Source organism: Polaribacter sp. 11A2H (assembly GCF_011379025.1).
In the GTDB taxonomy this organism is placed as follows: Bacteria; Bacteroidota; Bacteroidia; order Flavobacteriales; family Flavobacteriaceae; genus Polaribacter.
In genome coordinates this window covers 51,708-64,587 of record NZ_WTLD01000005.1, presented here as the reverse complement: position 1 = coordinate 64,587, position 12,880 = coordinate 51,708, and the positions used below count along the sequence as shown (strand labels likewise).

General features: G+C 30.2%; 9 protein-coding genes. 2 read left to right on the top strand and 7 right to left on the bottom strand.

Annotated elements, in window-relative coordinates:
* Positions 1 to 148: 148 nt before the first annotated feature.
* The 5 genes from GQS58_RS07885 to GQS58_RS07865 form a co-directional block, all read right to left on the bottom strand.
* Positions 149 to 361: a heavy-metal-associated domain-containing protein gene (locus GQS58_RS07885; RefSeq protein ID WP_166384605.1), complete on the bottom strand. Its 213-nt coding sequence runs from the start codon at positions 359 to 361 to the stop codon at positions 149 to 151.
* Positions 362 to 372: 11 nt separating this feature from the next.
* The gene (locus GQS58_RS07880; protein ID WP_205860406.1) at positions 373 to 2,586 is read right to left on the bottom strand and encodes a heavy metal translocating P-type ATPase; all 2,214 of its coding nucleotides are present in this window, start codon (positions 2,584 to 2,586) and stop codon (positions 373 to 375) included.
* A 105-nt stretch (positions 2,587 to 2,691) separates the two neighbouring features.
* Positions 2,692 to 3,261, bottom strand: a complete 570-nt coding sequence (locus GQS58_RS07875; protein WP_166384603.1) for a helix-turn-helix domain-containing protein — start codon at positions 3,259 to 3,261, stop codon at positions 2,692 to 2,694.
* Positions 3,262 to 3,294: 33 nt separating this feature from the next.
* The gene (locus GQS58_RS07870) at positions 3,295 to 3,978 is read right to left on the bottom strand and encodes a potassium channel family protein (RefSeq protein WP_166384601.1); all 684 of its coding nucleotides are present in this window, start codon (positions 3,976 to 3,978) and stop codon (positions 3,295 to 3,297) included.
* Positions 3,979 to 3,982: 4 nt separating this feature from the next.
* Positions 3,983 to 5,731 carry a TrkH family potassium uptake protein gene (locus tag GQS58_RS07865; RefSeq protein ID WP_166384599.1) on the bottom strand — a complete coding sequence of 583 codons (1,749 nt, stop codon included), beginning with the start codon at positions 5,729 to 5,731 and terminating at the stop codon, positions 3,983 to 3,985.
* A 519-nt stretch (positions 5,732 to 6,250) separates the two neighbouring features.
* Here GQS58_RS07865 and priA point away from each other — a divergent pair.
* Entirely contained in the window at positions 6,251 to 8,695 is a 2,445-nt protein-coding gene (gene priA / locus GQS58_RS07860; RefSeq protein WP_166384597.1) for a primosomal protein N', read from the top strand.
* A 235-nt stretch (positions 8,696 to 8,930) separates the two neighbouring features.
* On the opposite strand, the gene GQS58_RS07855 is transcribed toward priA, so the two are convergent.
* A complete protein-coding gene (locus GQS58_RS07855; RefSeq protein WP_166384595.1) occupies positions 8,931 to 10,106 on the bottom strand; it encodes a GlmU family protein in 1,176 nt (391 codons plus the stop codon).
* Positions 10,107 to 10,608: 502 nt separating this feature from the next.
* On the opposite strand from GQS58_RS07855, the gene GQS58_RS07850 reads away from it, so the two are divergent.
* Positions 10,609 to 11,157: an acyl-CoA thioesterase gene (locus tag GQS58_RS07850; RefSeq protein WP_166384593.1), complete on the top strand. Its 549-nt coding sequence runs from the start codon at positions 10,609 to 10,611 to the stop codon at positions 11,155 to 11,157.
* A 139-nt stretch (positions 11,158 to 11,296) separates the two neighbouring features.
* Here the strand turns inward: GQS58_RS07850 and guaB are convergent, their stop codons facing one another.
* Positions 11,297 to 12,772, bottom strand: coding sequence for an IMP dehydrogenase (gene guaB, locus GQS58_RS07845; RefSeq protein WP_166384591.1), 1,476 nt, complete (start codon positions 12,770 to 12,772; stop codon positions 11,297 to 11,299).
* Positions 12,773 to 12,880 lie beyond the last annotated feature (108 nt).

Below are 12,880 nucleotides of genomic sequence, written 5' to 3'. Positions count from 1 at the left end.
CCTATTTTTATAAGAGATATTGTTCTTTACAATTTCCTTCAGCTTGAAATTTAATACTAAAAAAAGTAAAGCTCAAAACACCATAAATTAGTGTTTTGAGCTTTATAATATGTAAATTATAATAAAGATGTTTGTGCAAACTACTTATTTATTGAATTTCTTCAATTTCAAAACCAGCACTTTTAACAGCTTTTAAAACACTCTCTTTATCTTCATCATCTAATTTTACTTCTAAAACTTTATCATCATGCTCTAAATCTACTTTCCAAAAATCTAAGTTATCTAAATCGTTTAGCACAGGTGTTACAGATTTAATGCAGCTACCACAATGAATATTTGTTTTGTATTTTACGGTTGTCATAATTTTTATTTTTAATTTAATTTTTTATTTTTTAATCTTAAACTGTTAGAGAGTACAGAAATAGAACTCATAGACATGGCTGCACCCGCAATCATTGGGTTTAATAAAAAACCATTGATAGGATATAACGCTCCTGCAGCAATTGGTATTGCAATAATATTATAAATAAATGCCCAGAATAAGTTCTGTTTTATAGTTTTCATCGTTTCTTTAGACAATAAAATGGCTTTAGAAATCTGTTTTAAATCGGAATGCATTAAGGTAATTCCAGCACTTTCCATAGCAATATCTGTTCCGCTTCCCATGGCAATACCAACATTTGCTTGTGCCAATGCATGAGAATCGTTTATTCCGTCTCCCGCCATTGCTACAATTTTTCCCTGTGCTTGTAGTTCTTTAACAAAAGCACCTTTATCTGCTGGCATTACATTGGCTTTATATTTTTTTATCCCAACTTTGTTGGAAATAGCTTTTGCCGTTTGTTCATTATCACCCGTAAGCATGTATATATCGATACCCATTTGCTGTAATTTTTGAATGGCTGCAAGTGTTGTTTCTTTTACTTTATCGGCCACTGCAATAATACCCACAACATTATTTTGATGCGCTACATAAACGACCGTTTTAGCTTCTATTTTTAATTCGTTTGCTTTTGTGTTTAAATCAATCGGAATTGTAATATCCTTTTGAAGCATTAAACTTTCATTACCTATGTAATAGAGTTCTTCATTAAATTTTGCTTCTGCGCCTAAACCAGTGATACTTAAGAAAGAATCGATAGCAACACTTTTAGTATCTAACTCTTTTAAATAAGCTACAATTGCTTCTGCAATAGGATGTTCTGACTGTGTTTCTATCGCCAAAACTACTTTTTGTAATTCGGTGGATGAAGTGTTTTTATCCCAAATTAAATCGGTTACTTTTGGTTTCCCTTCTGTTATAGTACCTGTTTTATCTAAAATTAAAGTATCAATTTTATATGCTGTTTCTAGCGCTTGTGCGTCTTTAATTAAAATTCCTTGCTGTGCTCCTTTTCCTATTCCTACCATTAAAGCTGTTGGCGTTGCCAAACCTAGCGCACACGGACAAGCAATTATTAGAACCGTAATTGGCGCTAGTAATGCGTACGTTAATGATGGTTCTGGACCTAAGAAATACCATAAAACAGCAGTAATTAAAGCCAAACTAATTACAACCGGAACAAAAATTCCTGCAATTTTATCTGCCATTTTTTGAATGGTTGGTTTGCTAGATTGCGCTTCTTCTACTAATTTAATTATTTGAGAAAGTAAAGTTTCATCACCAATTTTATTGGCAATAATTCTTAAAGATCCTTTTTGATTAATGGTACCAGCAAACACTTTACTTCCTTTTATTTTTTCAACAGGAATCGGTTCTCCAGAAATCATGCTTTCATCAATAAAAGAGATTCCTTTTTTTACTTTTCCATCTACAGGAATTTTATCTCCTGGTTTTAAAATGATCAGTTCTCCTTTTAAAATTTCATCATACGTAATTACTTTTTCTTCTCCATTTCTAATAGCTGTTACTTTTTTAGGTTGTAAACCCATTAATTTCTTAATGGCTGAAGATGTTTTACTTTTGGCTTTTTCTTCAAAAAAACGTCCTAATAGAATTAGGGTTATAATAATTACTGCCGATTCAAAATACACATGCGGCACAAGTCCTTTACTTAAAAAATATTGCGGATTTATGGTATTAAAAACACTGAATAAAAATGCAATTCCGGTACTTAATGCCACAAGTGTATCCATATTTGTGGAAAACTTCTTTAACCTTTTCCAAGCAATCGTATAAAATTCTGATCCACTATAAAATAAAACAGGCAGTGCAAGTAGCATCATAATCCAGTTTTCATAAGGTATTTTTCCCATAAGAAACATAGACATGATAAAAATAGGTACAGAAAATATAGCAGCGAAAATCAACTTCCTTTTAAGGGAAATCAATCTTTTTTTCTCTAATATTTCAAACTCCTTTTTAGTGTCTTTCCTATTTCCTGTAATTAGTTTAAAACCTATTTCCTTTACTTTTTTAGAAATTGTTTCAAGTGAAATAGTATTTTCATCGTACTTTATGGTTACCGATTGATTTGGGTAATTTACAGCAACTTCCAAAATACCTTTCTGTGGTTTTAAATAGGTTTCTATACTAATTGCACACGAAGCACAGGTCATACCAGAAACTTTATATTGTTCTTTCATGCTATCATCAATTTATTGTATCACAAAAATACAGTTACTGTTTGCATAAAAGGTTACACAATTCCTACTATCATTTGTATAATTATGCCATAATGATTTTTAACTTTAAAGACTATCTAACGGTTGATGATTGGGGTCTTTCATCTTTTTAAACTGAGAAGGAGACATGCCTGTTTCTTTTTTAAACTGAGCAGAAAGGTGTGCCACACTGCTATAATTCATTTGAAAGGCAATTTCCGATAACGTATATTCTTTGTAAAAAAGAAGTTCTTTTACGTGTTCTATTTTTTGCTTTAAAATAAATTTCTCAATAGTAATTCCTTCTACAGAAGAAAAAAGTCTGCTAAGAGAAGCATATTCATGTTGTAATTTATCAGCAATATAATCAGAAAAATTAATGGTTAAAGGTTCTTTAGAATGATGAATTTGAGCTACAATTAACGCTTTTATCTGAGTAATCATTTTTTGACTTTTATCTTCTAAAAGTTCAAAACCTCTTTCCTTTAAACGTGCACTCAACAATAATTTTAGCGTATTATTTATTTCTAAATTACTTTCTAATTTACCTAATTGAATATCCTTAACAGATATTTTTAAATCTTCACAAATTTCTTTTACCACGTCAATACAACGTGGGCAAACCATGTTTTTAATGTAAATAACGTTTGTTTTCATTTTAAAAATTTTAATAAATATTACTGAGGTTTATTATTGGTTTGTAAAGTTTCTTAAATCTTTATTCGCACCATAAATTACTAAAATATCATTTTCATCAAGAACAGTATCTGGTGCAATAACACCTTGTACTTGTTCTTCATTTCTAGATCTTCCTACAACTGTTTTTACTTTTGTTTTTTTAATGGTAGTTAAGGCTAAGATATTATACTTTCTACGCAACTGAATTTCTTTAATACTGCTACCAATGTATCTTGTAGGAATATTTACTTCTATAATACTAAAATCTGCACTTAACTCAAAAGAATCTACCACGTTTGTTAAACATAATTTTTTTGCCCATCGTTCTGCAGATTCTTCTTCCGGATGCACAATTTCTTCAATACCAATGGCATTTAAAACTTTTTCGTGTAAAGGATTAATTGCTCTACTAATTAAGCGTTTTACTTGCAAATTTTTAAACAAAGCGGTTGTCATTACATTGGCACCTTGGTCTTGGCCAAAGGCAATAATAACAATATCTGTATCACTTAAAGGGAGCCCAGAAACAGTAGATTCATCTGTAGAATCCATACAAATAGTATGTGAAATTCTTTCTTTATACATTTCTACTTTTGCCATATTACTGTCTATTCCTATAACTTCATTTCCTTGCGTTGTTAATTTCTCAGCTAAAGGCCCTCCAAAATTTCCTAGTCCTACAATAATATACTTCATAATTTTAGTTTATTGTTATTTCTTCGCTTGGATAGCGATAATTTTTATGTTTAATTTTTTTGAAAACCGCTACCATTATAGAAAGCATACTTACTCTTCCAATAAACATAATAGCAATTACAACTATTTTACTTGCCGTACCCAGACTTGCTGTAATACCTAAACTTAACCCTACGGTACTATATGCAGAAAAACTTTCGAAAGCGATGTTTAATAATTTTAATTCGGGGTTAAATATGGTAATAAGCATAACTCCCAAACCTATTATAATTAATGAAAGTGCTATAGTGGCAAATGCTCTTTTTACCGAAATATCGGCAATTTCTCTTCGATATACTTCTATTCTATTTTTACCTTTTGCAAGACTTAATATATTTAAAATTGCAATGGCAAAAGTACTGGTTTTAATTCCACCTCCGGTGGATGCAGGAGAAGCCCCAATCCACATTAATAAAAAAGTAATCATTATGGTAGGTGATGCCAAAGCATTTAGGTCTACAGAGTTAAAGCCTGCCGTTCTTGGTGTTGTAGCAATAAATAAAGCATTTACCATTTTTCCAAAAAGAGAGTGTTCTTCTAAAGTATTGTGGTATTCTATAATAAAGAAAAGTATAAATGCAATACCTGTAAGTGATAAAGTGGTTATTAAGTTAATACGGCTATTAATTTTTAAAATCCAAGGTTTATACCTTTTTCTGTAAGATTGAAATTTAAAAAAATTTAAAATTACGTGTTTTAAATAATTTAAAAGATTTACAACAATAGGAAACCCTAAACTACCTAAAAAAAAAGTAGCAATAATAACCAGTTGTAGCGGGTAATTAAAACGAAAACCAACTTGGTAAATACTATTACTTAATGTAGAAAAACCAGCGTTACAAAAAGCAGAAATTGCATGAAAAATGGAGAAAAATGATTTGTCTGCAAAATTGGTAATTAATTGATCTCCTAAAGAAATATAAATAAGCAAAGCTGCACTTAACTCTACCGTTGCAGTAATTACAATAATATTTTTTAAGGTATTAAAAACCCCACCAATTCTTTGTGAGTTGGTCATTTCACTTAAAGTTAGTTGATTTTCATAAGTACTACCTCCTTTAAAAAAATAACTAAAATAACTGGCAAAAGTTAAAATACCTAAACCACCAATTTGAATAAGAACAAGGATAATAGATTGACCAAATACCGTAAAATAAGTTCCTGTATCTACCACAGATAAACCGGTAACACAAACAGCACTTGCAGACGTAAATAAAGCATTTATAAAAGACAAACCACTGTGTGTTGCTTTTGGCAACATTAACAATAAACTACCTAAAAAAATAATGATTAAAAAACTTAAAATAAATAACTGAGCAGGATTCAAGTAAATTCTTTTCAAATTTAATTTCAGTTCAGAAAATTCTCTAATAAATGATAAAATAACAGCTAAAACAAGCCACAACGGATTTTCTAAAACTAAATCTGTTTGAAAAGCTTCTCCTACAAATAAATACATATAAAAGATGCCTAACGAATACACCACAGAAAGTAAATCAAATACTGCTACATTTCTTTTTAAGAGATGCAGACTCGCAAAATATCTTACAAAAGTAGCCATTAAACCTAAAGCAATTACAACAAAATAGAACCCATCTATAATTTGTTGTACTAATATACTTTGATCAAAACCAAAATGAAATATAAAGGCAAACAGTCCTAAAACACTTGCCCAAAATGCAATTTTATATATTTTTTTGTAAGCAAAATTCATTAAGTAAAAGTAATCTACCTAATTAATATTTTTATTAAAATTTAAAAGTTTTTTAACCAATAAGATATGTTCTAATAATTCTAAAAGAATATTGTTTTCTTATATATATAACGTCTTTAATTTGCGTTATTAGTTATTATAACACCTGTTTTTTCATAAAATAATTAAATGTATTCTACCCAATACTAAATTTAATAAAGAAAATAACCATCAAAAGCAATAAAAAACATTTAGCTACTACAAATTTTATATTTTTTAGGCAGCATAGTAATTTGTTCTAGAGAAAAAACACCTTTTTAAAAATAAATTCAAGATTAATTTCTTGTACTCTCTTTTTAAATCTCAATAGAAAAAAAGCGCTATTTTAATTCTAATTTTATGTAATTTTGAATCCATCGTTAATTTTTATATTATTGAAGTCGATTAACAAAATTGATTTCTATTTAAGAAGAGAAACCTTTTAATAAAATTTTATATTTCTTAAAATAATATAACCACAAATAATTAAAAAACAACTATTTGTCACATTTCATAGACGTCATACTACCTATTCCTATCCAGAAAACATTTACGTATTCTGTTACAGAAGATGAAGCTAATTTTCTAAAAAAAGGAATGCGTGTTGCAGTTTCTTTTGGAAAATCTAAAATGTATTCTGCCTTGGTTTTAAACATCCATCAAACAAAACCAGTTTTGTACGAAGCCAAAGAAATTCATCAGATTTTAGATGAAGTTCCTTTGGTAAATGAATTACAATTAAAACATTGGCAATGGATTTCTAATTATTATGTATGTTCTTTGGGTGACGTTTATAGAGCTGCTTTGCCTTCTGCTTTTTTGTTAGAAAGTGAAACAATTATTAATAAAAATGAAGATTTTTCTGATGATGCTATTTTAGCAGATGATGAGTTTTTAATTTTCGAAGCTTTACAACATCAATCTCAATTAACCATTCATCAAGTAATTGCTATTTTAGGAAAGCAAAAAGTAATGCCTATAATAAACTCTTTAATCAAAAAAGAAGCAATTATAATTAAAGAAGAAATTTACGAACAGTACAAACCAAAACTGGTGAAATATGTTCGTTTACATGCAGATTATTCTTCGGATGATTCTTTAGGAAAACTACTAGAAGAATTATCTAGAGCAAAAAAACAACGGGAAGCTGTTTTAGGTTATTTTCAATTATCTACTTCTAAAAAACCAATAAAAGCAAAAGATTTAGAAGAAAAAGCAACTGTTTCTGCTACCATTTTAAAATCTTTAGTTGATAAAAATATCTTTGAGTTTTATCACATTCAAACAGATAGAATTAATTTTAATGGAGATACAAATGATTTAAAAGTGCTAAATGAATTTCAAGAAAAAGCACTTGCAGAAATTAAGGAAACCTTTAAAGAAAAAGACGTTACACTTTTACACGGAATTACAAGTTCTGGTAAAACGGAGGTATATACAAAGTTAATTCAAGAAGTATTAGACCAAGGTAAACAAGTAGTATTCTTGTTGCCAGAAATTGCATTAACTACGCAAATAATTACACGTTTACAGTTTTATTTTGGAGAACAAATTTCTGTTTTTCACTCTAAATATTCTATGAATGAACGTGTAGAAGTTTGGAATAATGTTTTAGAAAACAAACCAAAAGCACGCATTATTTTAGGAGCTCGTTCATCTATCTTTTTACCTTTTTCTAATTTAGGTTTAATTGTGGTTGATGAAGAACACGAAACTTCTTATAAACAATTTGAGCCTTCACCTAGATACAATGCACGAGATTCTGCTATTGTTTTAGCAAAACTTCATAATGCTAAAATCTTATTGGGTTCTGCTACTCCATCTATAGAAACCTATTTTAATGCACAACAAAATAAATATGGTTTAGTTACATTAAATCGTCGTCATGGAAATGTACAATTACCAAAAATAGAATTAATAGACGTAAAGGAAAAGCAGCGAAAAAAGGAAATGACTGGTCATTTTTCTGATCGTTTGCTAAAACTAATTCAGGAAGCTTTAGACTTAAAAGAACAAGTAATTTTGTTTCAGAATAGACGTGGGTTTTCACCAGTGGTAGAATGTAATACTTGTGGAGTATCACCAGAATGCCCAAATTGTGATGTCAGTTTAACCTATCATAAATTTAGACACGAACTGCGTTGTCATTATTGTAACTATCAAAGATCCATGCCAAATAGTTGTGGTGCTTGTGGTAGCAACACTTTAGACAATAAAGGTTTTGGAACCGAGCAAATTGAATTAGAATTAACAGCCTTATTTCCCGATTTTAAAATTGGAAGAATGGATTTAGATACCACTCGTGGAAAATATGGGTATCAAAAAATAATTGGTGCTTTTGAAGCCAAAGAAATAGATGTTTTAGTGGGAACGCAAATGCTTTCTAAAGGGTTAGATTTTGAGAATGTAACATTAGTTGGCATTATAAATGCAGATTCTATGTTAAATTTTCCAGATTTTAGAGCACATGAACGCGCGTATGATATGATGGTGCAAGTTTCTGGAAGAGCAGGAAGAAGTAAAAAACAAGGAAATGTAGCCATACAAACCTACAACCCTCATCATAAAATATTGCAGCAAGTATCTACTACAAGTTATGCTGAAATGTATAAAGAACAATTGCAAGAACGCTGGCAATATAAATATCCGCCTTATTATAGGTTGATAAAAATCACCCTAAAACACAAAGATTATAACAAAGTTGATAGTGGTGTAAATTGGCTTTTTAAAGCATTGTCTAGTTCTTTTGGTGAAAACGTTTTAGGCCCAACTGCACCAGCTGTTTCTAGAGTTAGAAACCAATATATTAAGAATATTGTCATTAAAATTCCGCCAAAACAAAATTTAGCACAAACAAAAAAACAACTTCAAAAGATAAAAGATACTTTTGAAGCTGTTAAAGATTTTAGACCTATCCGATTTATTACGGATGTGGATGCTTATTGATTTAGTTGGCAGTGTTCAGTTGCCAGTGCACAGTCTCAGTTTCCAGTAAGAAGCTAACCGCTTTCGCTAGCGAGAGCGTCCCGCTCGTGAAGACTCCGGTACAATTTTGTCTTTAATTTTAAAACTCGCTCATAACGATACGAGCGTTTATGTGAGTATTAATTAGTTGGCAGCACTCGTCTCAGTTTTCAGTTACAAGCTAACTGCCTACTGCAACTGAAAACTGCAAACTTTTTTAGTAATTTCTATATTTTTTCGTTTCTTCAAAAACGTGTTCTAATATTTTTTGATCTTTTTCATCAAAAATCATATTTCTACGCTTCATAACCACTTCTGCCACTTCAAAAACTTTATTGGTTTTATATTCTGTAAATCCAGAAGCGCCTCCCCAACTAAAAGACGGAATAAAATTCCTTGGAAATCCACTACCAAAAATATTAGCACTTACACCAACTACCGTACCTGTATTAAACATAGTGTTAATACCACATTTAGAGTGATCTCCCATCATTAAACCACAAAACTGTAAGCCTGTTTTGGCAAAACGACCAGTTTCATAATCCCATAATTTTACTTCTGCATAGTTATTTTTAAGATTAGAGTTATTAGTATCTGCACCTAAATTACACCATTCTCCTATTACCGAATTTCCAAGATAACCATCGTGTCCTTTACTTGAATATGCAAATAAAACAGCATTACTTATCTCACCACCTACTTTACAATAAGGTCCTAAAGTGGTTGCTCCAAATATTTTTGTCCCTAATTTTACAACGGCATTTTCACACATAGCAAAAGGTCCTCTAATTGCAGAATTTTCCATAATAACAGCATCTTTACCAATATAAATAGGCCCTGTAGATGCGTTTAAAGTTGCAAAAGTAATTTCTGCTCCTTCTTCTATAAAAATATTTTCTTTATTTAAATACCTTGTACCTTCTGGTATAGGTTCCGATTCTCTTCCTTCTGTAATTAAATCGAAATCTTGTTGAATGGCTTTTTCATTTAAAGAAAAAATATCCCACGTGTTTTTAACTTGTATCAAATCTTCATCAAACTCAATTTGAGTGTACTCATCAAAATTTACTTCTTCTTGAGAATCTGAAGTAAAAAAAGCAATGACATCATCACCTTTAAAAATAGCTTCATTTTTTGATAAATTTTTTACTTTTTCAATCAAATTTTCAGTCGGACAAAAAGAGGCATTGATTAAAATATTTTCTTCCATTTCTACCATCGGATATTTTTCTTCTAAATATTCCTGAGTAATAGTTGTGGTTGTTAAACCTAAATATTTCTCCCATTTTTCTCTAATGGTTAATATTCCTATTCTAATGTCTGCAACTGGTTTTGTATATGTAAAAGGTAATAGAGCGTTTCTAACATCTCCATCAAATAGAATATAATTCATTTTTTCTTTTTAAAAGTGGCACAAATTTACTTTAAAATGAGCATAAAAAATACGAATTGTATTAATTACAGTTCCTTTTTATCAACTCTTAAATAAAATAGCACTTTTTTTATGCTATTCTAAAGCATTATTTATTCTAATATTAACATATCATAAAATTTAGGTGCTACTTTTATATAAAATTCTGTAAAAGGAAGTATATTTTAACTTCAAAAATTGTTTTCTTAATATTATTTATCAAAAATCACTAAAAAATGTATTTCAAAAGTTCTTTTAAATTAAAATACCGCCACAAGTAATCATATAATTTTACACCTTTAATAATAAAGAATCCATAATAATTACTTCATTAAACTAATAAATACCTAATAATAGATAATAAGTACTCTTTTTTATTTAAGAGCGTAAATAAAATGATATTTTAGCTTTATTAGAAACAAAAATAGGCAACGATAATATTTAAGTTATAGAAGCCCTATTCTTATAAGCTTAAAACTAAATTATGACTAAACAATTTAAATACATTAAAGAATCGCAAGTAAAGATTATGGAGTTAATGAAACCATCCAACTCTAATTTTAGTGGTAAAATTCATGGAGGTTATATTTTAAATTTGATGGATCAAATTGCTTTTGCTTGTGCTTCTAAACATTCTGGAAATTACTGTGTAACAGCTTCTGTAAATAAAGTAGATTTTTTAAATCCTATTGAAGTTGGTGAGTTGGTTACCATGAAAGCTTCTATTAATTTTACTGGTAGAACCTCTATGGTAGTTGGTTTACGTGTAGATTCTGAAAACATTAGAACTGGAGAAACAAAACATTGTAATTCTTCTTATTTTACAATGGTAGCAAAAGATGATGATGGAAAAAGTACTCCAGTACCAGGTATTATCTTAACAACAAAAGACGAAGTAAGACGTTTTGCCAGAAGTATTACTAGACAAAATGAAGGAAGAAATAGAACATCTCGTTTTCATAGTAAAGTTTTTAAAGTAGATGAATACATTCACTTATTAGAAGAAAGCAATGCTAAAATTGACTTAAAATAAGATTTTACTTGTTCTATAGACATATAAAAGAGCTATGCTAAGAGACTCAAAAAATATTAATCTTAGATTATTACTTTTGTAAAATAAAAAAACCGAGTAAAATTAATTTTACTCGGTTTTTTTATATCTTAAAATGTGTTTATCTTCTACTATAATTAGGCGATTCTTTAGTAATAACAACATCATGAGGATGACTTTCATTAATTCCGCTTGCGGTAATTCTTACAAATCGTCCTGTTTCTTTTAATGTTTCTATATCTTTTGCTCCACAATACCCCATACCTGCACGTAAACCTCCAATAAATTGGTGAATACTTTCAGATAATTCTCCTTTATAAGGAACACGACCTACAATACCTTCTGGAACTAGTTTTTTAAGATCATCTTCTACATCTTGAAAATACCTGTCTTTAGAACCTTGTTTCATCGCTTCTACAGATCCCATACCTCTATAAGACTTAAATTTTCTTCCTTCGTAAATAATAGTTTCTCCTGGAGATTCTTTTGTACCGGCTAATAAAGAACCTAACATTACAGAATCTGCTCCGGCAGCCAATGCTTTAGGGATATCTCCTGTATAACGAATTCCTCCATCTGCAATTACTGGTACGCCACTTCCTTTAATAGCTGCGGCAACTTCTAATACTGCAGAAAACTGAGGAAAACCAACTCCTGCAACAATTCTGGTAGTACAAATAGAACCTGGTCCAATACCAACTTTTACGGCATCTGCTCCTGCTTCTACTAAATATTTAGCTGCTGCACCTGTTGCTATATTACCAACAACTACATCTAATTCTGGAAACTTAGCTTTTACTGCTTTTAAAACCGTTACCACACCTTTTGTATGTCCGTGAGCGGTATCTATAATTACAGCATCTACGCCTGCATTTACTAAAGCTTCTGCTCTATCTACTGCATCTGCAGTAACACCTAAAGCAGCTGCAACTCTTAATCTACCAAAAGAATCTTTGTTAGCAATTGGCTTTTGAGTTACTTTGGTAATATCTCTAAAAGTAATTAATCCTTTTAATTTGTAATCTTCATCAACAATTAAAAGCTTTTCTATTTTATAATTCTGAAGAATTTTTTCTGCATCGCTTAAAGAAGTTCCAACAGCTGCAGTTACTAGATTTTCGCTAGTCATTACATCTACAATTGGTCTTTGGCTATCATGCTCAAAACGCAAATCTCTATTGGTAACAATTCCTTTTAAAATACCGTTGTCATCAACAATAGGAATTCCTCCAATACCATGTTCTTTCATGTTTGCTTTTGCTTCAGAAACTACAGCAGTTAAAGGCAAAGTAACCGGATCTATAATCATTCCGCTTTCTGCACGTTTTACTTTTCTAACTTCTTTGGCTTGTTGCTCAATAGTCATGTTTTTATGTAAAACACCAATACCGCCTTCTCTTGCAATAGCAATAGCCAATGCAGATTCTGTAACGGTATCCATTGCCGCTGATGCAATAGGAACGTTGATTGTAATATTTCTTGTAAATTTTGTTTGAATGCTTACTTCTCTTGGAAGTACTTCGGAAAAGGCTGGGACTAAAAGAACGTCATCGTATGTTAACCCTTCTCCTAAAATTTTGTTGTTGTGTGCTGTCATGTTGCAATTAAGATATAATTGCGTGCAAATTTACAAATAATATATCAATTTTATACTAAAAATAACTTAGTATCTCTAATGATAACAATTAAGTCACATTTAAAGTTA